The organism is Alcaligenes phenolicus (assembly GCF_032063905.1).
Taxonomy (GTDB): domain Bacteria; phylum Pseudomonadota; class Gammaproteobacteria; order Burkholderiales; family Burkholderiaceae_B; genus Alcaligenes; species Alcaligenes phenolicus.
Map to the genome: position 1 here is coordinate 13,879 of NZ_DAMBOE010000001.1, position 21,415 is coordinate 35,293.

The window sequence follows — 21,415 nt, forward strand, 5'->3', positions numbered from 1 at the left end:
AGTAAAGGTTTTTCACAGGCTTGCCCTTGTGGCGAGGGCTTGCGCACGTTACAATACGGGTTCTTTGGTTTTATAGGAGCTGTGTGGTGAATCCCGACCCCGGCGACAGTGCTAGTCGATCTATGCTCGACCTATCTATGTCCAGGCGCGTTCAGGCCCGCTGATTCCTTCACAGCTTGCCGCGTCCTGGAAATTTCAGGGCGTGGTGTCTCAGGCGGCTGTTCTGCTGCCTTAAATTCCCCGCCATTTCATTCTCTGGAAAGCCTTTGGCTTTCCGAATCCTGATGTGTTGCAACTTTTATGTGCAATAGGGGGAATGTATGCGTATTTTTGATCTCTTTTTGCGCCGTGCCGGCATCCAGGCTTCTGCCCTGCGTGCTCGTGCCCCTTTGTCCGTCTCCCGTTTGACGGTTGTCTGCCCTCGTGGCGATCTGGCCCAGATCCGGCGGCGTATTTACTCGGACCTGAATACCGCGGGAATCCGCGTGGCCAATGTTCAGGTAGACCATTCCGATACGCACGATACCGCGTGTGTGACCTTGACCTGCCCGCCTGAACTGCGCGCAGAGCTGATGCAGCGTGCACGGCTGATTCGGGATTATCCCGGTGTGCTGAATGTGAAGTGGGCAGGACGGGAGCGTATTGCTATAAACTAAACCGCAACTGGATTTGCGGATGGCGCTGCTATGTCCTTGCTCGACTGGCTGACACCTTGGGAGTTTTCTCCTGTTCTGCTTTTGACCTTTTTGCTGGTCATTGCTTTGTACGTCCGGGGGCGGCAAGTACACCGCCCCAATCTTTTGCGCCAGTCCTTCTTCTGGATTGGCCTGATTCTCCTCTACCTTTCCTTGCACACGCGCCTGGACTATTACGCCGAGCGCATGTTCTTCATCCATCGGGCCCAGCATTTGATCTTGCATCATCTGGGCCCCTTGTTCCTGATGGGGGCCTATCCCGGTCAAACCTTGCGTGCGGGTCTACCGCTGAGCTGGCGGCGGGCTTTGGCTCAATGGTTGCGCCGACCTAGTGGCCGACGTGTTCAGGCTGTCCTGACCAACCCGATACTGGTCGCCTTTCTGTTTGTTTTCCTGGTCCTGATCTGGATGCTGCCTACGGTGCAGTTCTATTCCATGCTGGACTGGCGTTTGTACCGTTTGATGAACTGGTCTGTGGTTATCAGCGGGATTATGTACTGGAACCTGATTCTGGATCGTCGGCCTTCGCCACCGGCCCGGCTGTCGGTGGGTGGGCGTATACTTTCGCCGGTTATTACCATGGTGCCGCAAATGGTTGTGGGTGCCATCATCACCTTTACCGAATACGACCTGTATCCGATTTTCGATTTATGTGGTCGTGCCATTCCCGGCATGGATGCGCTGGCTGATCAGGTCATGGGGGGCCTGATCATGTGGGTGCTGGCCGGTCTGGTGGAAGTGTTTGGCCTTTTGTATGCCTTGGGCACCTTGATGCGCCTGTCAGCGCGTCACCGTTTGCCAGAATCTCGCAAGCGGACAAGCGCTATGATGGTCAGAGCCAATTGATTTTGTCGGGAGTATCCATGCAGTTTAAACCCGCCCGTTCCGCGCTTTCTCTGTGTCTGGCTTTGTCGCTGGCTTTCGGTTCAGTGCTGCCTGTACAGGCGCAGCCTGTGGGCATTCCTTCAATGGGGGCAGCGTCGGGTGCCGAGTTGTCTCCGGCTTTGGAGCGGACCCTGGGCAATGCCATCATGGAGCAGGGCAGGCGCTCACCCGAATATGTGTCGGACCCGGATATCAATCAGTATTTGACGGATATGGGCCGCAAGCTGGCCCAGTACGGTCCTGCCATGGCGCAGCCCGTAACGGTATTTGCCCTGCGCGATAGCAGCATCAACGCCTTCGCCTTGCCCGGTGGCTATATCGGTATTCATAGCGGTCTGTTCACGGCTTCACAGTCCGAGTCCGAATTGGCCTCGGTGCTGGCTCACGAAATTGCCCACGTGGCGCAACGTCACGTCGCTCGCGGTATTACCCAAAGTGCGCAAAGCAACCATTTGCTGATTGCTGCTCTGGCCGGAGCCTTGCTGGGAGCCTTGGCAGGTAGTGGGGATCTGGCGATGGGGGCGGCTGCTTTCGGACAAGCAGCGGCCGTGGATAGGCAGCTGGGTTTTTCTCGTCAGGCCGAGCAAGAAGCTGACCGCGTCGGTTTCGAGATGCTGCTCAAGGCTGGTTATGAGCCACAAGGCATGGTGCAGATGTTTCAGCGTCTGGCCGCGGCTTCGCGTCTGAATGAGCGCGCGACAGCGAATGAGTACGCCAGCACTCACCCCATGTCTCAACAGCGTGAATCGGACATCAGTAACCGGGTGCGCGGTCTGCCAGCCAGTAATTATCAGGACACTCCTTCGTTTTGGTATATCCGTGCGAAGTTGATGGTGATGCAGGCTGGGGGCGGGCAGTCCTTGCGTGTTCTGGAGCAGGCGCTGCAAAGCTCGAATCAGTCGCAAAGCGATCTGGAGCGTTCGGCGGCACAGTATGGCCTGGCCTATATTGCGCAAGGCCGCCAGGATTACGAGCAGGCCCGCGTGCATCTGGCCCAGGCTCGGGCGCAAGGCAAGTTTCAGGCTCCTGAACTGGATACCCTGGATATACGCATTGCGATTGCCGATCGTGATGTACAAGGTGCTCTGAACTTGGCCAAGCAGGCCTGGCAGCGTTGGCCCAAGAGCCAAGGGGTTGCCCTGGCATATGTGCAGGTCCTGCAGCAATTGGGGCAGAACGATCAGGCCCAGGCTTTCTTGATGGATCGCATCAAGCAATGGCCTGATGAACCCCAACTGCATCAGCTGCTGGCACAAACGTACGACCGTTTGGGTGATGGGGTGAAAGCCCGACGTGCCATGGCTCAATATTATGAGTTAGTCGGGGCCTTGCCTACGGCCGTGGAGCAGTTGCAGCAGGCGCGCAATCTGACTCAGGACTTCTATCAGCAGTCCGAGCTGGATACGCAGATTCGCCAATTGCGCGAGCGTGTTGAAAGCGAGCGTGTCTTGCTGGAGCGTTTCCGCTCCTGATGAGCCCGCAGGCCCGCTTTAACCTGTCTTAGCTATTGGTTTCGAAGAAGCGGGCCAGCCGTGCGGGTAACCAACCCATATTGCCGGGGATGCTGCCCGTGATGAAACCGACGTGCCCACCTTCGGCAGGTTGGTGCAGCAAAATGGAGTCCGAGCAATCCTGAATGGTCGGCAAGCTGGCATGCGGCACGAAAGGGTCGTTACGGGCATTCAAAACCAGCGTGGGGATTTTGATATTGCGCAGCAAAGGTTTGCTGGACGCACGCGTCCAATAATCCAGCGCATGGCTGAAACCATGCATGGGCGCGGTATAAATATCGTCGAAGTCGCGTATGGTGCGGGCCTGGTTCAAGCGGGCCGTATCGACCATGCCGGGAAAGCGGTGGGCCTTGTCCTGCAGCTTGCTGCGCATGCTTTTCAGAAAATAGGGCGAGTAGAACCAACGACCCATTCGGGATTCGGACAGGTAGCGGCCGCAAGCGACCAGATCCAGGGGTACCGAAATGGAGGCACATGCCTGCAACCAGGAAACCTCATCACCCGCTTCACCCAAATACTTGAGCATGGCATTGCCGCCCAGCGAGGTGCCGGCCACGTGCCAGCGTACATTGGGCAGATGGCCGCGAACAGTATTCAGGATAAAGCTGATTTCCTCCGAGTCGCCCGAGTAATAGGCGCGCGCCATGCGATTCGGAAAACCCGAGCAACCGCGGAAATGAGCGACCACCACAATCCAGCCGCGGGCGCGGAAGTATTGCGCAATGGCCTGGATGTAATGGCTTCGGCTGCTGCCTTCCAAGCCATGAAACAGAACCAGGGCATGCGTATCGGCCGTGCTGGGCAGGCTGTCCCAATCCTGGGGCTGCATCCAGCGGCGGGCGGCGGTGCGGGATAGATGGGCGTCGGGCTGGGCGGTGGCACCGTTGGCCAGCTTGTCTGCAAACAAGCCTGGTCCGGTCCAGTCCAGATCCAGGAAGTCGCCATCGGGCGTATCAATCCTTTGGCGGACAAAGGCGATATGGTGATGGCGGGCAAAAAATGCCCCGTGGATAGTTTGGAGGTGTCCGCCAGGCAGCCAGGCGGGCAGAGGGCAGGCGCTGGAATCCAGACGGGCAACCACGTCGGTGTGACGCCAGGGTTGCGCGTCTGCGCCGGGCACAGGGCCCGGCTCTATCGCATTGCCAGAGGGGGGAGCAGTAGGGTCCAACGAAGCCAAGTTCAGAAATTAATGACCGTGAACCTTTTCGCCTTCTTTCAGGCGGTAGCGGGCGCCACAGTAAGGACAAGCGGCTTCGCCGGTTTTGCTGATATCGATATACACGCGGGGGTGCATGTTCCACAGCGAGCCACCTGGACGGGGGCAATGCACGGGCAGATCGTCGGCTCCGACCATGATCAGTTCGTGATCTGCTTTTTTAGGTTCGATAGCGGCGCTCATAGGATTCCTGATAAACAATGAGAGGGGTAAGAATACCGTGCACGCAACGGCGGTGCCGAACTTTACGTGCGTAGACTAGCGATTGTAGCAAGACCCGGCCTGTTTTTTCTTGACCTTATCAAGAGAGCAAGATGTTCGTGCTTCGGTTTTGCTTCTAGAATAAGAAAAATCATAAGCAAAGCTGCCACCGCTATTTACAGCTTGCGGGCAGCACATCTCAGGAGACGGCGTGTCAGCCATCACAAGATTATCGGCCTTGTTGCCTAGTGCACAGGATCGTGTACACATGCGCGCCGGTTTCATCGACTTTATTCCCGCCTTGATTGCCACTGTGGTCTGGGGCTTTGTAACGGGCGTGGCCATGGTCAAATCCGGCTTGAGCGGGTTTGAAGCTACTTTGATGACCTTGTTTGTGTATGCGGGCTCGGCCCAGCTGACGGCCTTGCCGCTGATCGAGTCCCACGCGCCCTTGTGGCTGATTTTCACTGCCGGGTTTATCGTCAATATTCGCTTCATTATTTTTGGAGCGGCCTTGCAGCCTTTTTTTCGTCATCTGAGCTGGAAGAAACGCCTGGGCCTGGGCTATATCACCAGTGACATGGTGTTTGTGCTGTTCATGTCCAAGTATGGCGACTCCAAAGAGCGCGGCTCTCGCGAGCATCTTTGGTATTACCTGGGAATCATCCTGCCTGGTTGGCTAAGCTGGCAGATTGCCTCCTTGTCGGGCATTGTGCTCAGTGCCTATGTGCCGCCTTCCTGGTCGCTGGAGTTTGCGGCCATTCTGGCCTTGCTGGCGCTCCTGATTCCCTTGGTCAATAACCGTGCCATGTGGGCCTGTTTGATTACGGCCAGCGTGATTGCATGGGTCGGACAGGCGCTGCCCCTGCGTTTGGGGCTGGTGGCAGCGGTGCTTGGCGGAGTGCTGGCCGGCGTGGCGGCAGAACAACTGCAACGGCATAGGGATGCACGGTGATGAGCGATTGGCAGTATGATTGGTACGTTTTGGGTGCAATCGCCCTGTTGGTGTTGTGCAGCTTGCTCACCCGCTCAGGCTATTTCATGTTTGGTGATTTGCTGCCCCTGACCGAACGTATGCGGCGCGCCTTGCGCTTTGCTCCGGTAGCTGCTCTGGCAGCAATCATTATCCCGGAACTTTTGCCTTGGGCTTACGGCGACACCCCCCGATTGGATATCAAAGCTCTGGCCAGTCTGGTGGCTGTGCTGGTGTTCATCCGTACCCGTAACGCTGTTTGGGTAATCGTGGCCGGGATGTTGGCGTTCTGGCTGATACGTGCCGTGATGCCATAAAATCCTGACGCGAGTACTTACACGCCTGTGACTGCTGTTGAGGCAGGCGGGCATAAGTTAAAATAGGATTGTTACAAATGCTTGCCACTCGTGGCAAGCCGACTTTTTGCGTACATGACAGATAAAACTCCTTCGACCCCCAATGACCTTACGTTTGCTGATTTCGGTCTGCACCCTGGAATATTAAGCGCCGTTACCGAGGCGGGATATTCCAAGCCTACGCCTATTCAGGCCGAGGCGATTCCCGTGGTGCTGGCCGGCCGTGATGTCATGGGGGCAGCCCAGACGGGTACAGGTAAGACGGCAGCCTTTTCCTTGCCTATCCTGAATCGTCTGATGGCACACGCCACGACCAGCGCCTCGCCCGCCCGTCACCCGGTGCGGGCTTTGGTGTTGACGCCAACGCGCGAGCTGGCTGACCAGGTGGCCGAGAGCATTGCGCTCTACAGCAAATCGGTTCCCTTGCGCTCGACGGTGGTGTTCGGTGGTGTGGATATTGGTCCGCAAAAAGAAGCCCTGCGTCGCGGTGTTGAAATTGTCATCGCCACGCCAGGCCGTCTGCTGGATCACATTGATCAGCGCACGATCAATTTAAGCCAGGTCAGCATTCTGGTGCTGGACGAAGCGGACCGCATGCTGGATATGGGCTTCTTGCCCGATCTGGACCGTATTGTGTCCTTGCTGCCCAAGAATCGTCAGGGCCTGTTGTTCTCGGCGACGTTCAGCAAGGAAATCCGCAAGCTGGCCCGCAACTTCCTGAATGATCCGGTCGAGATCGAAGTGGCTGCCCGCAACGCGACCGCATCGACAGTCACTCAGGTGGTGTACCCCATGTCGGCGGACGAGAAGCGTCGTGCCGTGGCGCATCTGATCAAGACCAAGAAGCTGACCCAGACTATCGTCTTTTCCAATACCAAGATTGGTGCTGGTCAACTAGCCCGCTATCTGGAGCGTGAAGGCATCAAGGCGGAATCCATCCACGGCAATAAAAGTCAGCTGGAGCGCATGAAGGTGCTGGACGCCTTCAAGAGCGGCAGTGTGGATGTATTGGTGGCAACCGATGTGGCCGCCCGCGGTCTGGATGTGGCCGGTATGCCTTGCGTGATCAACGTGGATTTGCCGTACAACGCTGAAGACTACGTACATCGTATTGGCCGTACCGGTCGTGCTGGCGCCTCGGGTGAAGCCATTGCCCTGATGGCTCCCGATGAAGAGCATTTGCTGCAAGAAATTGAGAAGCTGATTGGCACGGCTGTGCCACGTCTGAAGCTGGATCTGCCTGCTGCCGCTTCGTCCCGTTCCGGTTCCAACCGTCACGAGCGTGGTGAGCGTCGTTCGTATCAGTCGAACACGCCACCTGTGGACGAGTTTTTCCTCAAGCCCTACGAGCCATCGACCGCTGCTGCGCCCAAGCCAGCGGTGACGACTCCCTCCAATACAACGCGCAAGCGTTCGGTGGGCGTTCTGTTAGGCGGCGGCCGCTACTAAGGCGCGCAAATCCCCAGGCCCGGCATCAACGACCGGGCTGCGTTCGGAGATGCTGTGCACCAGACGCGCCAGATGTTCGATATGAGGCAACATGGGACCGTAGAAAACGGTCCCATTCTCGTTCTGGATCAGCAGCGTGGGGAAATCCTCAATATCTTCATCGCCCACTAGCTCGGGCTGCTCTTCAATATCAATCCAGATCAGGCAAGCCTGGGGAAACTGTGTGGCCAAAGCCTCAAAAGCGGGCTGATACTGCTGACAGGTTTTGCACCATTCGGCGCAGAAACAGGCAATCAACAAAGCATCGGGTTCGGCTTGCAGGTGGGCCGCCAGGGCGGTCAGATCGTGTTGGGCGTTGAACAAGGCCATAATTTCATACAGACAAAAAGAAGCGACTGTGTCTATGATACTCGGGTAATCGATTTTGCTTAGCAGGAGCAGTATGTCCGTATCTTCGTCTGCCCCATCGCGATCGGGCCCTGCTGGCGGTTGGGCCAGCATCTCCATCGCCTTCAAGCGTTCTTTGGTGTCGCAATTTCAGCCACGCATGCTGGTGGCCCTGGTCATGCCTTTCCTGATCATGTTTGTGGGCCTGATTTTACTGAGCTGGCTATTGTGGACCCCCATTCAAACCTGGTTGCTGGAGCTGCTGGGGGGCTGGAATGCCTTTGAATCCGTGGATCAGTGGTTGGTGGGCTTGGGCCTGTTCTCGCTGAAAGTGTATCTGGCGCCCTTGTTGGCTTTAGGCATTTTGTTGCCTCTGGCCGGCGTGTTGGGCCTGATTATTGCCGCTGTGCTGGTCATGCCTTTGGTCCTGGGCCATTTGCAGCAGAAAGACTATCCCGATCTGATCAAGCAAGGCCACAACGCCACGGTCTACAGCGTCTGGAACGCGGTGTGGGTGGGGACCTTGTTTGTAGTGGGTTGGTTGGTCACCTTGCCGTTATGGATTTTTCCTCCTTTCGCGCTGATTTTGCCCGTGCTGTGGTGGGTTTTTGCCCTGACGCGCATGTTGCGGGTGGATTCCCTGGTTGAGCACGCGAATGTGCAAGAGCGCAAATATCTGTGGTCCCGTCTGAATAGCCAGTACTGGTTGATCGGTCTGATCTTTGCCCTCTTGAACCTGATTCCACCGGCCTGGCTGGTCTTGCCTGTGTTTTCGGCTCTGGTATTTGCCCACTTCTCTTTGGAAAACCTTCGTCGCCTGCGCCAGCACGAGGCAGCAGCGGCTTCTACTACGCTTATTGACCATGACAACTAAGGATCAAGCCATTATTCGTCTGATTATTATTGGCGACGAAATCCTGTCGGGACGTCGCTACGATAAACACTTTTCAAAACTGATCGAGCTGCTGGGGGCCAGGGGCTTGCAACTGGGAGGCGCCCAGATCATCCCTGATGATCTGGATACGATTGCCGCCACCCTGGAGCGCAGTTTTGCGACGCCGGATATTGTGTTTTGCTGTGGCGGGATTGGTGCGACACCGGATGATCAAACCCGCCAGGCGGCGGCCAAGGCTTTGGGTGTGGAGCTGAAGCTGCATCCCGAGGCCGCAGCCTTGATTGCTGAGCGCTGTGCTGAAAATGAGCGTAATGGCGTGGGTAGTGCGGATATGTCCTTGCCCGAGAACCAGCAGCGCTTGCAGATGGGGGTATTTCCGGTGGGTGCTGAAATTGTGCCCAATGTCTACAACAAGATTCCCGGTTTTTTCATTCACAATCACACCTTCATGCCAGGTTTTCCTGTGATGGCCTGGCCCATGATGGAGTGGACGCTGGATACTCGCTATCGGGAACTGCACCATCTGGCTCATCGAGTCGAACACTCTTTCCTGGCCTTTAACTTGCCAGAGTCGCGTATTACGCCGGCCATGGAGCATGTAGAGCTGAACTGGCCAGGTGTGAAAGCGTTTAGCCTGCCCAGCGTGGGGGAAGCGGGCGGACAGCCACATATTGATCTGGGCGTAAAAGGGGAGCCGGAACCGGCGGCAGAGGCCTTGGCCTATTTGCGCCAGCAGGTGCTGGACTTGGGCGGGAGCTTGAGCCCTGCGCTAAAATAGCGCTTGCCAAGCGCGCGACCATTTCATATTATGGAATTTGTTGCGTTGCATCATAATTCTCCTAATAATGACAACAAATTCCTTTACGCCCTCAGGCGCGTCGTCAAACAATGGTGGTCAGATGTCGATCCAGGTTCTGGAACGCGCCATGATTCTATTGGACGAACTGGCCAAGCAATCTGAGCCAGTGGCATTGAAGAATCTGGCGGCTGCAACTGGCCTGCATACCTCAACCACTCACCGTATCCTGAACGATCTGGTGGTGGGACGTTATGTGGAGCGCGTGGACAGCGGACTGTACCGACTGGGCATGCGTTTGCTGGAGCTGGGCTCCCTGGTTAAAGGCCGTCTGAATGTGCGTGCGGCTTCCCTGGGCCCCATGCGCGAGCTGCACAAGTACACCGGACAAACGGTGAATCTGTCCTTGCAGCAGGGCGATGAAATTGTCTATGTGGAACGTTCCTGGAGCGAGAGCTCGGGTATGCAGGTGGTGCGCGCTATTGGTGGCCATGCACCTTTGCATTTGACCTCGACCGGCAAGCTGTTTCTGGCTTCCTGGGAACCGCGTCAGGTGCGGGCCTACGTCATGCGTACCGGCCTGGCCGGTGCTACCCGTAACAGCATTACTCAACTGGAATTACTGGAACGCGAATTGGCGCAAGTTCGTCGTCTGGGCTATGCCCGCGATAACGAGGAGCTGGAGATGGGTGTGCGCTGTATTGCGGCTGGTGTGTATGACGACACCGGCAAGCTTTTGGCCGGTCTGTCTTTATCTGCTCCGGCCGAGCGTTTGCACGACGACTGGATTCCCGTTTTGCTGAATACCGCCGCTAAAATTTCCGAAACGCTGGGATACGACAAACAGCGTTAAGTCTGTGTTTTAGTGTTGTTTTTCCAGCCTTGATTACAAGTCCATGACGGTTTTGTTGCAGCGCAACAAATTACGTTGACTTTGTTTTGGATAGCGCTTAAAGTTGAATTGTTGCGGTGCAACATAGAAGGTTTGCCTTGCGTAGTTGCGAATGGGCCGGGCCTTCTTCAGACCCTTGTCTAGTAACACTGACACTAATTTCACGCTGGCTTGACCCAGGCCACGTATCTCCAAGGAAAACATCATGAGTGCTATTCCACAAAACGTACTGGAATCCCAACAAGCTACTTTGAACAACCTGTTCGCTGCTCAAGGTCAATTGCTGCAAGGCTTTGAAAAGCTGGTTGGTCTGAACCTGAATCTGCTGCGCAGCTCGCTGGAACAAGCGGCTGGCCAATCCCAGCAAGTTATCAACGCCAAAGACGTGCAAGACGTTGTGGCCCTGTCGCAAAGCGTGGCCAAGCCTAATGCTGCCCAGGCTCTGGAATACGGCAAAAGCGTTTACGACATCTTCTCCGATCTGCAACTGAACCTGTCGCGTATCGCTGAAGCTCAACTGGCTCAAGGTCAACAGCACGCTGCTGACGCTATCGACCAGCTGGCCAAAAATGCGCCTACCGGCACCGAAAGCGCTGTTGCTTTGCTGAAGTCTTCCTTCGCCACGGCTTCCAACGCTGCTGAAACTGTTGTCAAGGCTGCTCGCCAAGCTGCTGATGCTGCTGAAAGCAACATCCAGGCTGCCACCAACGCCAGCCTGAAAGCTGCTGCTCAAGTCACCGAAGCCAGCAACAAAACGGTTGAAGCCGCTGCCGCTGCTGCGACTGCTGCTACCAGCAAGAAGTAAGTTTTTGCTTGTCTGATTTAATCAGGCGCTAAAGAAAAAGCCAGCTCGTTGAGCTGGCTTTTTTCTTGCGTGCAGTGCCAATAGTGAACGTGCTTCAGGGTGCTAGTGCCCGCGTTACGCGGGCACGATGCGTTTTACAGGGCGCGAATGCACTCGGAGATCAGGGCGGGGCCTTTGTAAATCAAGCCGGTATACAGCTGTACCGCCTGGGCACCTGCCTGGATCTTTTCCTGAGCCTGGCGGCCAGATTCAATACCGCCAACACCAATAATTGGGAAGTCGGGGCCTAGTTGCTCACGCAAACGACGAATGACGTTCAAGGATAATTCGTGCACTGGTGGGCCGGACAAACCGCCTTGCTCCTGACCTTGACGCAAACCCTGTACGGCATCGCGCGACAAGGTGGTATTGGTGGCAATAATGCCGTCCAGACCTTGCGAGGGAACCGTGTCCGCAATGGCATCAATTTGTGATTGATCCAGGTCAGGAGCGATTTTCACCACAATAGGCACGTAGCGTTGGTGCTCTTGTGCCAATTCCGTACGTAGCGCTTGCAAGGAACCGAGCAGACGGGCCAGTTCATCCTGAGCCTGCAAGGCACGCAGGTTTTGCGTGTTGGGTGAGGAGATATTCACAGTGACGTAATCGGCGTGGGGGTAGACCGCACGCAGACACGTCAGATAGTCCTGATCGGCCTGCTCAATGGGGGTAGTCGCGTTCTTGCCAATGTTCAGACCCAGAATGCCGCCTTGCGAGCGGAACTGGCTTTTGCGCACATTATCAATAAAGGTATCCAGGCCGTGGTTGTTAAAGCCAAAGCGATTGATCAGGCTATTGGCTTCAGGCAGGCGGAACAAGCGTGGCTTGGGATTGCCGGGCTGCGCTTTCGGAGTCACGGTGCCGACTTCGACAAAACCAAAACCCAGGGCGCCCAAGGCATCGATATGTGCGCCATTTTTATCCAGGCCAGCGGCCAGACCCACAGGATTGCGTAGCTTCAGACCCATTAGTTCCAGAGGTTTGCTGGGCAGGTCTTTCAGCAAACTACCTAAAAGAGGGGTTTGGTGAGCGCAATGCAGGGATTTCAGAGTCAGTTCGTGAGCGTGTTCAGCATCCAGACTGAACAGCACCCGACGAGCCAAGGGATAAAGGCTGAATAGGGCAGACATGGGGATCGATAAAAGAGGACGTTAAGCCAGCCATTCCCAACGACCTTTCATCAGGAGCTGGTAGGGGCGAAAGCGGGTTTTGTAGGCCATTTTACGGCTTTCTTCGATCCAGTAGCCTAAATAGAGCCAGGGCAGGGATTGTTGACGGCAATAGTCCAGTTGCCAGAGCACGGCGTAGGTGCCCAGACTGCCGGTGTCGTCGGGATCAAAAAAGGTATAGACGGCGGAAAGCCCGTCTTGCAGCACGTCGATGACGGCCACGATTTTCAAGGTGCCGTCGGGCTCACGAAACTCCAGCAGGCGCGAGGTGACATGGCTGGCCAGCAGAAACTGGGCGTACTGGGACTGGTCGTCTTCGTCCATGCCAGCACCGGGGTGGCGGCTGGCCTGATAACGGCGGTACAGCTCGTAGTGTTCGGCATTCCAGTGCAGGGGCAGATCTTGTACGACCAGATTGCCGTGACGCTTTTGGGCACGGCGTTGGGCACGGTCGGGCTGAAAGTGCAGGGTGTCGCAACGCAGGGGCAGGCAGGCGCGGCATTGGTCGCAATAGGGGCGATAGGTAAAGGTGCCGCTGCGTCGAAAGCCTTGCTGGACCAGTTTGGAGTAAACCGTGTCGTTGATCAGGTGAGCAGGAGCGGCAACCAGTGAGCGTGCCTGTTGCTCTGGCAGGTAGCTGCAACGGTAGCTGGCCGTGGAATAAAATTGCAGCGTTTGGGGACTGGTGGGTGCTTTGGGATAATTCATGCGACTCTGCCAAGCGTGATAGAGCCATTATGGGATGCTCGCGCCAGCCTAGCAAGCTGGGGGCAGGCCTAGTTGCAACGCCCCGCGCGGCCAGACTGGACTGGGTTGATCTTTGGCCCAGGTCAGGGCGGCCATAAAGTCTTTCCGGGGGATGGGGCTGGCACCGAGACTGGCCAGATGCGATGTTTCCTGCTGGCAGTCTATATACGGGATGCCAGCGAACTTCAGGAACTCCACCAGATGGGCCAGGGCGATCTTGCTGGCATCGGTTTGCAAGGCAAACATGGATTCGCCAAAGAAAAAGCGGCCCAGATTCACCCCATACAAACCGCCGACCAGCTTGCCGTCCATCCAGGTTTCTACGCTGTGGGCATAGCCACTGTGGTGCAAATCTGTATAGACCTGCTTAATATCCGGGCTGATCCAGGTGCCGGTCGCACTACGTTGGGCGGCGCATTGGCCTATGACTTGCTCAAAGGCCAGATCGCAGGTGACTCGGATAGGGGCGTCGTCCTGATCTTGCTGCCGTGCAATCTGGCGCAGTTTTTTGCCCAGGGAGCGGGAAATCTTGAATTGATCGACCTCCAGCACCATGCGTGGATCAGGAGACCACCACAGAACCGGGTCACCAGGGCTGTACCAGGGAAACATGCCCTGGCTATAGGCTTCCAGGAGGCGTGGAACGCTTAAGTCCAGACCGGCGGCTACCAGCCCTTCGGGGCTGGCGTGTTCAGGGCTGGGCAGGGCCTGATCAGGAGCGACCCATACAAGCGACATGATCAGCCGTGGTCGCGGGGGGCGATATCAAATTCGTGAATCTGGAAGCGGCCTGCCTTGTGGTCTTCGACGTAACGCTCCAGGGTGGCGGTTACGGTGCGAAAAGCCAGGTTGTCCCAAGGGATGTCGTCCAGGTGGAAGAAACGGGCTTCCAGGGACTCCGGGCCGGGGTCCAGCACGTCGCTGGTGACTTTGGCCAGGTAGTACACGTGAACTTGTTCGGCGTAAGGCACGCTGATAACGGTAAAGAGCGGGCCGGGCTCGACTTGCGCACCCGCTTCCTCGCCCATTTCACGCAAGGCACCTTGTCCCAGCGTCTCGCCCAGCTCCATGAAACCGGCGGGCAAGGTCCAGGTGTTGTAGCGCGGCTCGATGGCGCGACGGCACAGCAAGACCTGATCGTCTTTCCACATGGGCACAATACCGACCACATTGCGGGGATTCTGGTAGTGCACCGCGCCGCAATTTTCGCAGACATCACGCATGCGGTTATCGTCCGGGGGCACCAGGCGTGTCAGTTTGCTGCCGCATTGATTGCAGAAGTTTTGCGTGCGTGGGGCGGGGAAATAGAAAGAGGCGGATGGCTGGGTCATGCAGATTCTGTGATGGCGGTTCAAATGGGATCGGGCTCTGGCAAAACAATATACGCCAATTCCTCGGCGGGCGACACGCAGGAAGACCAGACTGTCAGGGAACAGGGCTTGGGGTAGACAGGCAAGGACCAGCCTTCGCTGTGCTGGGGCTGCTCCAGATCCAGGCTGTCCAGGCCATGCTGCTTTGTGCGCAGTTGTTCCAGCAGCGCCGGAATATCTCGACCTGCCAACAAGGCCGGGCCTGCGGAGGTGCGCAAATAGAGCCTGCCCTCAGCGCTGATGTACCAGGCCTGAATCGCTTCCACTGTGTGGCCGGTGTGGTCTTGCAAATGAACCTGGTCTTGCGCCAAGGACACAATCAGTGGGGCGGCATCCAGACGGACATAAACACGTTGCGGACCATTCTGGATAAACCAGCGGCCTTGTTCATCCGCCTGATAATTGCGGTTGAAAAATGCCAACAAACCTTGGTGGGCAATGCGCTCGCCCACTTGCCCTGGGTGCTGATTAGCATCGCCAGCCGGGTGATGACGCCAATGGCCAGACTGATCCAAAGAGATATACCCGCTGACAGCGGGCACATTGGGCCATTTTTTCATGGCATCTATAACAGCAGCATCCATAAGTTTCAGCCTTGCAGGGACGAAAACAAAGGGTGGCACCGATACGGTTGCCACCCTTGACGGTGTAGGGTCGACGACAAGGTCGACCCTGGGGCAAGGCGAGTTTGTGCCTTAAGCCATATAACTGCGCTGCATGGTTCCGGGGATGGTGTGCGAAAGAGGCTTTTCAACTTTGATTTCCGGTGTGTCGTCGCCTTGCAGGGCTTTGGATAACAAATTGGACAAGCGTTCGCGCACGTCTTTGGGCACATGGCTAAATACGCCCGATAGCCACTCGATGTAATAGGGCAGCAGGTGCTCGCACAACTCTTGTCCGGCCTCGGTGAGTTTAACAGTGAGCACGCGGCGGTCCGAGGTATTGTTCTGGCGCACCAGCAATTGCTGCTGTTCCAGCCCGTCGAGCAGGCCGGTGATGGTGGCGCGGGTCACGCCAGCTTGTTCTGCCAATAGCGCGGGGCTCAGGCCAGAGGGTTGGCGGCTAAGCAAGAACAGCAGAACCAGACGTCCTTCGGACAGACCAAATTCGTTCAGAACAGAGCTGGAAGCGCGATTAATGCTGGAGGCCAGCGACAGAACGCGTAAACACAGTTCGATATCCTCGGTTTTAGGGTGGGCCTGGCGTTGGGATTCGCTCAGGATAGTTTGATATTTCAGATCGAGTAATTTCATAGTGCTGTGCCGTTAAGGAGTGCGCGGCAAAGAGCAGTAGTTATTTAGAAAGAATCAATAAAACCCAATAAAAACGGGTTTGCTTTCTTTTATTACTGAGCCGCTGCTTTTAATGTGGAAATTTATCTTATTTTTTAATTCCATTTTTACTGATTTAAACATCTTTTATTGATTAGGAATTTTCATTTAGTAAAATAAGACCAGTTTTTTTCAGTATAAGCGGCTATGGGTTTACAGAATAGTCGTAAAGCCTGTGTATACTCTTTTGCCTTCCTTTTTTTCTCAAACTGCAAGGTTTCCGGACTTCCTATCCAGGCAGCATGGGATGATTTTTGATCCTGTGTTGTGAGTCTTATGGCTTGAACGCATCAAAATGATGCAAGCGCGCAACGCTCGTGTCCAAAGCGCCAGACTCTTGTTACAGACATGATGAGTGAGCTATATCGGAGATACACCGCTAAATTAAGCGAGTTTTCAACTGTCAGTCAGGAAGAGAAGGCGGCCCAGCTCAAGAAAAACCGCAAAACGACGTGCATGTGAGCGCTCGGCGTTTACAATGTTCAAAGCGCTTCCCGAGCTCGACGATGCCTTCAAAAAAGGCGGTTGGATCATTCACCCCGCTTGGTGGATTGCAATAGAGGCCCGTTTTTTACGGGCCTTTGCTTTCCGGGTTTGGATACAAGCATTATCCAAAGCTTATTAGCGGTATTTGCCAGCATGTCCCCGAGCCCCTGCCAAGTTCGCAAGAAATGGCAGGGCTTTGTTCCGTTTGTAGTCCGGGATCGAGTATGAGGCGTATCAAAAAAGTCTTGCTATCGTTATTAAGGAAACGAAGGAATTATGAGTCAGTTCCGTATCGAACATGATTTGCTGGGAGACCGCCAAGTCCCCGATGAAGTCTATTATGGTGTTCATACCTTGCGTGCCAAGGAGAATTTCCACATTACCGGTACGCCTATTTCAACTTACCCGGAACTGATTAATGCTCTGGCGCTGGTCAAGCAGGCAGCTGCTCAGGCCAATTTCAAACTGGGTTTGCTGGAGCAGGATAAGCACGACGCCATTGTGGCTGCCTGTCAGGCTGTACAAGCAGGCAAGTGCCATGAGCATTTCGTGGTAGACATGATTCAGGGCGGCGCAGGTACCTCGACCAATATGAATGCCAACGAGGTTATCTGTAACCTGGCCTTGGAACATATGGGTCACAAGCGCGGCGAGTACCAGTATCTTCACCCCAATGAAGATGTGAACATGGCCCAAAGCACCAACGACGTCTATCCAACGGCTTTGCACCTGGCTGCTTACCGTTCGCTGGACCCGCTGTTTGCCGCCATGGAACGTCTGCGCGATGCCTTCCTGAAAAAGTCCGAGGAATTCTCCTCGTACATGAAGATTGGCCGCACTCAGTTGCAAGATGCTGTGCCCATGACCCTGGGTCAGGAGTTCAACGCCTTTGCCACCATGATCAACGAAGACATCGTGCGTCTGAAAGAATCGCGCAAGCTGATGTGTGACGTGAATCTGGGCGGTACGGCTATTGGTACCGGCATTACGGCTCACCCTGAGTATGCTCAGCTGGCTGTGGCTGCCTTGTCCGATCTGTCCGGTGTTCAACTGCGTGTCTCTGACGATTTGATCGAAGCCACTCAGGATTGCGGCGGTTTCCTGCACCTGTCGGGTGTGTTGAAGCGCGCTGCGGTCAAGCTGTCCAAGCTGTCCAACGACTTGCGTCTGCTCTCTAGCGGTCCGCGTGCTGGTATGGGTGAAATTTGTCTGCCCGCCGTGCAAGCTGGTTCGTCCATCATGCCCGGTAAGGTCAACCCCGTGATCCCTGAAGTGGTCAACCAGGTTGCCTTTGAAGTGATCGGTGCCGACATGACCGTGACCATGGCTGCTGAAGCCGGTCAATTGCAGCTGAACGCGTTTGAACCTGTGATCATTCACTCCCTGCTGCGTAGCATGGCTCTGTTGGGCAATGCTTGCGACACGCTGACCCAGTTCTGCGTGGTAGGTATCACTGCCAACCGTGAATGCCTGGAAAGCAATATCGAGCGTTCCATTTCCCTGGTGACTGCCTTGAATCCGTTCATCGGTTACAAAGCCGCTACCTCGGTTGCCGCCGAAGCCTTCCAGACAGGTACCAATATTCGTGACGTGGTTCTCAAGCGTGGCCTGATGGACGCCGAGACCCTGAACGAAGTGTTGCGTGCCGAATCGCTGATCCAACCTCGTGATCTGCGTGCTGCTGACCCAGCCTGAACCAATCTGAACCAGGCCTGATTGGCCAGTCTTGGCCGACGCCGGTAACAGTTTGGGAAGCCTCCATTGTGGAGGCTTTTTTCTGCCCGCTCGATTCGTAAAGAGGGATACTGTCGCTTGTCTTCAGGCAAGGAGCAGCAGGGGATGATGGAGTCGGTTTATTGGGCGGTGGCTTTTGGCGCCATTGTGGCGGGTTTTGTTCAGGGGCTGTCGGGCTTTGCCTTTGGCATGGTAGCCATGTCTTGCTGGGCCTGGTTTCTGGAGCCTCAATTGGCCGCGGTGCTGGCGGTATGCGGTGCCTGGACAGGACAGATGATTGCTGCCTTTACCCGGCGGCGTACCTCTTATTGGCAGATGCTGTTGCCATTTCTGGCTGGTGGCCTGATCGGAGTGCCTTTGGGCACCTATTTGCTGCCTTTTCTGGATGCAGCTGTATTCAAGGCATTTTTAGGGACCTTGATGGTGATCTGGTGCCCGATCATGCTGATGTCCAGCCGTTTGGGCCATGTCCGGGTACGTAGCCGCCTGGCCAATGCTGTGTCGGGTCTGATAGGCGGCATCATGGGCGGGCTCGGTGGGATGACGGGGGTGATTCCTACCTTGTGGACCACCATGACCGGGCTGCCCAAAGATGAGCAGCGCGCCGTTATACAAAACTTCAATCTGGCGACTTTGTCGGTAACTTTGCTGGCCTATATTGCTTCCGGTTCTATTCTGCCGTCCATGTTGCCGTCTATAGGACTGGTGATGCTGGCTGTGCTGATCCCTGTGCTGGCGGGGGCGCGTCTGTATGTGGGCATTAGCCAAGGCACTTTTCGAGTCCTTGTTTTAAGTCTGTTGACCCTGTCCGGCATTGCCATGCTGGTCTCGTCCGTGCCACAACTGCTGGCGCGCTAGAGCAGGTGGTTGAAGCCTCTAGGGTAATGCTCTATATCGAAAAAAGGCCTGTTTCCCTGATAATAAATGTCGGCGATGGGAATGCATTTCGGCTTCCCGCCCACTGGAGCAGAGCCTGTGAGGTTTCTGGGATTTCAATTGTTGTTTGGTGATCACTTGGCACGCAGTGTGCGTGGGGTATCCTGCGCGCCCCCCTGCAAGGCTTGAGCCCAAGTTTCAAGGCGTTTTTACGCCGTCTTTGATTACCTGATTGCAACTGGAGTCTGCTATGACTGACTTGTTTGAAAATCCAATGGGCCTGATGGGCTTTGAGTTCATCGAATTTGCCGCTCCCCAGCCTGGCGTACTGGAACCCGTATTCGAGATGATGGGTTTCACCAAAGTGGCGGTACACCGCTCCAAGAAAGTGTCCCTGTATCGCCAGGGCGAGATTAATCTGATCCTGAACGAAGAACCCAAGAGCCACGCCGCTTACTTTGCTGCCGAGCACGGCCCTTCGGCCTGCGGCATGGCCTTTCGCGTGCGTGATGCGCAAAAAGCCTACGAACGCGCGCTGGAGCTGGGTGCCCAGCCTGTCGATATTCCTACCGGCCCCATGGAGCTGCGCCTGCCTGCGATTAAAGGCATTGGTGGTGCCCCTCTGTACCTGATCGACCGTTTTGGAGAAGGCAACTCCATCTACGACATTGACTTCGTTTACCTGGACGGCGTGGATCGTCATCCCGTGGGCGCGGGCTTGAAAGAGATCGATCACCTGACCCACAACGTGTACCGCGGTCGCATGGCCTACTGGGCCCAGTTCTATGAGCACCTGTTCAATTTCCGTGAGATTCGCTACTTCGACATCAAGGGCGAATACACCGGCCTGACGTCCAAGGCCATGACCGCCCCTGACGGCAAAATCCGCATTCCCCTGAACGAGGAGTCCGCCAAGGGCTCGGGCCAGATCGAAGAATTCCTGATGCAATTCAATGGTGAAGGCATCCAGCACGTGGCTTTCCTGACCGACGATCTGATCGCCTCCTGGGACAAGCTCAAGGCTATGGGCATGCGCTTTATGACCGCACCGCCACAAACCTATTACGAGATGCTGGAAGGCCGCCTGCCTGCACACGGTGAACCCACCGCAGAACTGCAAAGCCGTGGCATTTTGCTGGATGGCACATCGGAAGGTGGCCACCGCCGTCTCTTGCTGCAGATTTTCTCTGAAACCTTGATGGGCCCCGTGTTCTTCGAGTTCATTCAGCGCAAGGGCGATGATGGTTTTGGTGAAGGCAACTTCAAGGCCTTGTTTGAATCCATCGAGCGCGATCAGTTGCGCCGTGGTGTCTTGCAGGCCGAGTAACAGGGTTCTGCGCCTGTGCTAGACGCACGGGTGCCGATCTGTCCCCACTGTTTGGCGATGGCAAACAGTGGGGTTTTTTTTGGGCTGAACCTTTATATTCAGTCCTGCTTGCCGCGTGGTGGCTGCAGGATTCTGAACAGCTCCAGCATCAGATCAGATTGGGTGATCATGCCCACCAGCTCCTTGTGCTCATTGACCACAGGCATATGACGATGGCGGCCTTGGCTGAACAAGGGAATCAGCTCTGCTACTGACCAGTTTGCGTTGGCGGTGACGGCAGGCGCAGTCATGATCTCGGCCACTGTGGGGGCTGCACGCTGTCGGGGGCTCAGGAAGCGCTTGAGTCGCTGACGCAGATTATCCGGCTGATCCAGTCCGGCGCGCTGCAAGAAGTCCGACAGGGCCAGGATGCCAATCACGTGCTTGTTCTGATCCAGTACTGGCAAGGCCTTGATCTTGCGCTCGCGCATCATGTTCCAGGCTTGCTGCAAGGGCGTACTGACCAGGCAGGACAGAGGCGCATCATTCATCAGGGTGGAACAGCGGCGTGTGCCCAGATTGCGTCGGAAGGCAGACTGGTGCACATAACTGACCAGCTTTTCCAGATCATCGTGGCTAATGTTCAGCGTCTGGTTGTAGTGGCTTAAAGCCGCATCGTAATCCTGGTCCGTAAAGCTGGCTGGCGTGGCGGCCGGACGTGTTGCGGGTTTATGTACCGGCGGATAAGCCACGCCGGTCAGGCGGTTGTACAGCATGCCCAGAAGGATCAGCACGCAGGAGTCAAACAGCACCGGAAACAGGACGAAGTCGTAGCTCTGAATACCATTCAGGGCGGGAAATACTGCCATTGCCAGACTGGGCGGATGCACGCAGCGCAGAGCCAGCATGATGGGCATGGCAACGCAGACGGCCATCGTAATGGCAGCAATCGGATGAGGGAGCAGCACCGCGCAGGTAATGCCTGTGAGTGCGCCCACCAGATTGCCCAGCAATATGTTCCAGGGCTGTGCCAACGGGCTGCTTGGCACCAGAAAAATCAGCAAGGCGCTGGCAGCCAGGGAGGCTACCAACCAATGATGCGTATGTGCAAAATCCGACAGGTACAGGCTAAGAGAGGAAACCAACAGCACGCTAAGCGTGGCGCCTAGCGTGGCACGCAGCATTTCAGGGCGTGCAATGGCCAGCGACTTGGGGCGCAGGCTGTCAAACCAGTGACGAAGTAAAGCAGGCATACCCACCAGGGTGAAGAAGAAAGACAGCTTTAAATCATACTGC

At 56.0% G+C, this 21,415-nt stretch carries 23 protein-coding genes; 13 read left to right on the forward strand and 10 right to left on the reverse strand.

All coding sequences use genetic code 11. The annotated features are described in order from the left end of the window. Window positions 1–320: 320 nt before the first annotated feature. From U2949_RS00085 to U2949_RS00095, 3 genes are read left to right on the forward strand one after another with little or no spacing between them, the layout of a single operon-like run. Window positions 321–656: a hypothetical protein gene (locus U2949_RS00085; RefSeq protein ID WP_003803097.1), complete on the forward strand. Its 336-nt coding sequence runs from the start codon at window positions 321–323 to the stop codon at window positions 654–656. Between the two features lie 30 nt (window positions 657–686). Next, window positions 687–1,541, forward strand: coding sequence for a cytochrome c oxidase assembly protein (locus U2949_RS00090; RefSeq protein ID WP_321285446.1), 855 nt, complete (start codon window positions 687–689; stop codon window positions 1,539–1,541). A gap of 17 nt (window positions 1,542–1,558) precedes the next feature. Next, window positions 1,559–3,052 (forward strand): M48 family metalloprotease, encoded by a 1,494-nt coding sequence (locus U2949_RS00095; RefSeq protein WP_257723631.1) that lies wholly within the window; start codon window positions 1,559–1,561, stop codon window positions 3,050–3,052. A gap of 28 nt (window positions 3,053–3,080) precedes the next feature. On the opposite strand, the gene U2949_RS00100 is transcribed toward U2949_RS00095, so the two are convergent. Next, entirely contained in the window at window positions 3,081–4,211 is a 1,131-nt protein-coding gene (locus U2949_RS00100; protein ID WP_238399608.1) for a YheT family hydrolase, read from the reverse strand. Window positions 4,212–4,277: 66 nt separating this feature from the next. Continuing rightward, window positions 4,278–4,490, reverse strand: a complete 213-nt coding sequence (locus U2949_RS00105; protein WP_026484742.1) for a zinc-finger domain-containing protein — start codon at window positions 4,488–4,490, stop codon at window positions 4,278–4,280. Between the two features lie 286 nt (window positions 4,491–4,776). Here U2949_RS00105 and U2949_RS00110 point away from each other — a divergent pair, with 286 nt between their 5' ends. From U2949_RS00110 to U2949_RS00120, 3 genes are all read left to right on the forward strand, one after another. Beyond that, window positions 4,777–5,463, forward strand: coding sequence for an AzlC family ABC transporter permease (locus tag U2949_RS00110; protein ID WP_009460096.1), 687 nt, complete (start codon window positions 4,777–4,779; stop codon window positions 5,461–5,463). Next, window positions 5,463–5,798: an AzlD domain-containing protein gene (locus U2949_RS00115; RefSeq protein WP_026484743.1), complete on the forward strand. Its 336-nt coding sequence runs from the start codon at window positions 5,463–5,465 to the stop codon at window positions 5,796–5,798. Before U2949_RS00110 ends, U2949_RS00115 begins: the two co-directional genes overlap by 1 nt. A gap of 114 nt (window positions 5,799–5,912) precedes the next feature. Continuing rightward, complete coding sequence (locus U2949_RS00120) at window positions 5,913–7,286, forward strand: DEAD/DEAH box helicase (RefSeq protein WP_026484744.1); 1,374 nt, start codon at window positions 5,913–5,915, stop codon at window positions 7,284–7,286. Here U2949_RS00120 and U2949_RS00125 read toward each other — a convergent pair. After that, entirely contained in the window at window positions 7,266–7,655 is a 390-nt protein-coding gene (locus U2949_RS00125; RefSeq protein ID WP_026484745.1) for a thioredoxin family protein, read from the reverse strand. The genes U2949_RS00120 and U2949_RS00125 overlap by 21 nt on opposite strands. A gap of 73 nt (window positions 7,656–7,728) precedes the next feature. On the opposite strand from U2949_RS00125, the gene U2949_RS00130 reads away from it, so the two are divergent. The 4 genes from U2949_RS00130 to phaP all read left to right on the forward strand — a co-directional run bounded on the left by U2949_RS00130 (window position 7,729) and on the right by phaP (window position 11,061). Continuing rightward, entirely contained in the window at window positions 7,729–8,547 is an 819-nt protein-coding gene (locus U2949_RS00130) for an EI24 domain-containing protein (protein WP_035271921.1), read from the forward strand. Beyond that, complete coding sequence (locus U2949_RS00135) at window positions 8,537–9,346, forward strand: competence/damage-inducible protein A (RefSeq protein ID WP_257723629.1); 810 nt, start codon at window positions 8,537–8,539, stop codon at window positions 9,344–9,346. Before U2949_RS00130 ends, U2949_RS00135 begins: the two co-directional genes overlap by 11 nt. Before the next feature lie 121 nt (window positions 9,347–9,467). Continuing rightward, window positions 9,468–10,217 (forward strand): IclR family transcriptional regulator, encoded by a 750-nt coding sequence (locus U2949_RS00140; protein WP_009460091.1) that lies wholly within the window; start codon window positions 9,468–9,470, stop codon window positions 10,215–10,217. 244 nt (window positions 10,218–10,461) lie between these two features. Beyond that, window positions 10,462–11,061: a TIGR01841 family phasin gene (gene phaP, locus U2949_RS00145; RefSeq protein ID WP_009460089.1), complete on the forward strand. Its 600-nt coding sequence runs from the start codon at window positions 10,462–10,464 to the stop codon at window positions 11,059–11,061. Window positions 11,062–11,195: 134 nt separating this feature from the next. Here phaP and U2949_RS00150 read toward each other — a convergent pair whose 3' ends face one another. The 6 genes from U2949_RS00150 to U2949_RS00175 all read right to left on the reverse strand — a co-directional run bounded on the left by U2949_RS00150 (window position 11,196) and on the right by U2949_RS00175 (window position 15,639). Beyond that, window positions 11,196–12,230, reverse strand: coding sequence for a quinone-dependent dihydroorotate dehydrogenase (locus U2949_RS00150; protein ID WP_321285453.1), 1,035 nt, complete (start codon window positions 12,228–12,230; stop codon window positions 11,196–11,198). Between the two features lie 21 nt (window positions 12,231–12,251). Further along, on the reverse strand, window positions 12,252–12,977 hold the full coding sequence (locus tag U2949_RS00155; RefSeq protein ID WP_321285455.1) for an arginyltransferase: 726 nt from the start codon (window positions 12,975–12,977) through the stop codon (window positions 12,252–12,254). Window positions 12,978–13,025: 48 nt separating this feature from the next. Then, a complete protein-coding gene (aat, locus tag U2949_RS00160) occupies window positions 13,026–13,754 on the reverse strand; it encodes a leucyl/phenylalanyl-tRNA--protein transferase (RefSeq protein WP_026484751.1) in 729 nt (242 codons plus the stop codon). 2 nt (window positions 13,755–13,756) lie between these two features. Further along, window positions 13,757–14,347 (reverse strand): NUDIX hydrolase, encoded by a 591-nt coding sequence (locus tag U2949_RS00165; RefSeq protein ID WP_321285457.1) that lies wholly within the window; start codon window positions 14,345–14,347, stop codon window positions 13,757–13,759. A 20-nt stretch (window positions 14,348–14,367) separates the two neighbouring features. After that, window positions 14,368–14,970: a DUF2946 family protein gene (locus U2949_RS00170; RefSeq protein ID WP_321285459.1), complete on the reverse strand. Its 603-nt coding sequence runs from the start codon at window positions 14,968–14,970 to the stop codon at window positions 14,368–14,370. Between the two features lie 111 nt (window positions 14,971–15,081). Continuing rightward, window positions 15,082–15,639 carry a MarR family winged helix-turn-helix transcriptional regulator gene (locus U2949_RS00175; protein ID WP_051316398.1) on the reverse strand — a complete coding sequence of 186 codons (558 nt, stop codon included), beginning with the start codon at window positions 15,637–15,639 and terminating at the stop codon, window positions 15,082–15,084. A gap of 840 nt (window positions 15,640–16,479) precedes the next feature. On the opposite strand from U2949_RS00175, the gene aspA reads away from it, so the two are divergent. The 3 genes from aspA to hppD all read left to right on the forward strand — a co-directional run bounded on the left by aspA (window position 16,480) and on the right by hppD (window position 20,140). After that, window positions 16,480–17,898, forward strand: a complete 1,419-nt coding sequence (aspA, locus tag U2949_RS00180) for an aspartate ammonia-lyase (RefSeq protein ID WP_257723624.1) — start codon at window positions 16,480–16,482, stop codon at window positions 17,896–17,898. A 147-nt stretch (window positions 17,899–18,045) separates the two neighbouring features. Next, on the forward strand, window positions 18,046–18,795 hold the full coding sequence (locus tag U2949_RS00185) for a sulfite exporter TauE/SafE family protein (protein ID WP_257723643.1): 750 nt from the start codon (window positions 18,046–18,048) through the stop codon (window positions 18,793–18,795). 268 nt (window positions 18,796–19,063) lie between these two features. Then, window positions 19,064–20,140 (forward strand): 4-hydroxyphenylpyruvate dioxygenase, encoded by a 1,077-nt coding sequence (gene hppD / locus U2949_RS00190; RefSeq protein WP_257723623.1) that lies wholly within the window; start codon window positions 19,064–19,066, stop codon window positions 20,138–20,140. Between the two features lie 98 nt (window positions 20,141–20,238). On the opposite strand, the gene U2949_RS00195 is transcribed toward hppD, so the two are convergent. Beyond that, entirely contained in the window at window positions 20,239–21,372 is a 1,134-nt protein-coding gene (locus tag U2949_RS00195; RefSeq protein ID WP_321285464.1) for an HPP family protein, read from the reverse strand. Window positions 21,373–21,415 lie beyond the last annotated feature (43 nt).

What these genes read in the sequence shown, in the direction of transcription:
- U2949_RS00195 (WP_321285464.1), bottom strand. Translation starts at nt 21,372, where the DNA reads ATGCCTGCTTTACTTCGTCACTGGTTTGACAGCCTGCGCCCCAAGTCG.
- U2949_RS00170 (WP_321285459.1), bottom strand. Translation starts at nt 14,970, where the DNA reads ATGGATGCTGCTGTTATAGATGCCATGAAAAAATGGCCCAATGTGCCC.
- U2949_RS00110 (WP_009460096.1), top strand. Translation starts at nt 4,777, where the DNA reads ATGCGCGCCGGTTTCATCGACTTTATTCCCGCCTTGATTGCCACTGTG.
- aat (WP_026484751.1), bottom strand. Translation starts at nt 13,754, where the DNA reads ATGTCGCTTGTATGGGTCGCTCCTGATCAGGCCCTGCCCAGCCCTGAA.
- U2949_RS00085 (WP_003803097.1), top strand. Translation starts at nt 321, where the DNA reads ATGCGTATTTTTGATCTCTTTTTGCGCCGTGCCGGCATCCAGGCTTCT.
- U2949_RS00175 (WP_051316398.1), bottom strand. Translation starts at nt 15,639, where the DNA reads ATGAAATTACTCGATCTGAAATATCAAACTATCCTGAGCGAATCCCAA.
- U2949_RS00125 (WP_026484745.1), bottom strand. Translation starts at nt 7,655, where the DNA reads ATGGCCTTGTTCAACGCCCAACACGATCTGACCGCCCTGGCGGCCCAC.
- U2949_RS00155 (WP_321285455.1), bottom strand. Translation starts at nt 12,977, where the DNA reads ATGAATTATCCCAAAGCACCCACCAGTCCCCAAACGCTGCAATTTTAT.
- U2949_RS00095 (WP_257723631.1), top strand. Translation starts at nt 1,559, where the DNA reads ATGCAGTTTAAACCCGCCCGTTCCGCGCTTTCTCTGTGTCTGGCTTTG.
- U2949_RS00140 (WP_009460091.1), top strand. Translation starts at nt 9,468, where the DNA reads ATGTCGATCCAGGTTCTGGAACGCGCCATGATTCTATTGGACGAACTG.
- U2949_RS00135 (WP_257723629.1), top strand. Translation starts at nt 8,537, where the DNA reads ATGACAACTAAGGATCAAGCCATTATTCGTCTGATTATTATTGGCGAC.
- U2949_RS00165 (WP_321285457.1), bottom strand. Translation starts at nt 14,347, where the DNA reads ATGACCCAGCCATCCGCCTCTTTCTATTTCCCCGCCCCACGCACGCAA.
- U2949_RS00115 (WP_026484743.1), top strand. Translation starts at nt 5,463, where the DNA reads ATGAGCGATTGGCAGTATGATTGGTACGTTTTGGGTGCAATCGCCCTG.
- hppD (WP_257723623.1), top strand. Translation starts at nt 19,064, where the DNA reads ATGACTGACTTGTTTGAAAATCCAATGGGCCTGATGGGCTTTGAGTTC.
- U2949_RS00120 (WP_026484744.1), top strand. Translation starts at nt 5,913, where the DNA reads ATGACAGATAAAACTCCTTCGACCCCCAATGACCTTACGTTTGCTGAT.
- U2949_RS00130 (WP_035271921.1), top strand. Translation starts at nt 7,729, where the DNA reads ATGTCCGTATCTTCGTCTGCCCCATCGCGATCGGGCCCTGCTGGCGGT.
- U2949_RS00090 (WP_321285446.1), top strand. Translation starts at nt 687, where the DNA reads ATGTCCTTGCTCGACTGGCTGACACCTTGGGAGTTTTCTCCTGTTCTG.
- U2949_RS00150 (WP_321285453.1), bottom strand. Translation starts at nt 12,230, where the DNA reads ATGTCTGCCCTATTCAGCCTTTATCCCTTGGCTCGTCGGGTGCTGTTC.
- U2949_RS00185 (WP_257723643.1), top strand. Translation starts at nt 18,046, where the DNA reads ATGGAGTCGGTTTATTGGGCGGTGGCTTTTGGCGCCATTGTGGCGGGT.
- phaP (WP_009460089.1), top strand. Translation starts at nt 10,462, where the DNA reads ATGAGTGCTATTCCACAAAACGTACTGGAATCCCAACAAGCTACTTTG.
- aspA (WP_257723624.1), top strand. Translation starts at nt 16,480, where the DNA reads ATGAGTCAGTTCCGTATCGAACATGATTTGCTGGGAGACCGCCAAGTC.
- U2949_RS00105 (WP_026484742.1), bottom strand. Translation starts at nt 4,490, where the DNA reads ATGAGCGCCGCTATCGAACCTAAAAAAGCAGATCACGAACTGATCATG.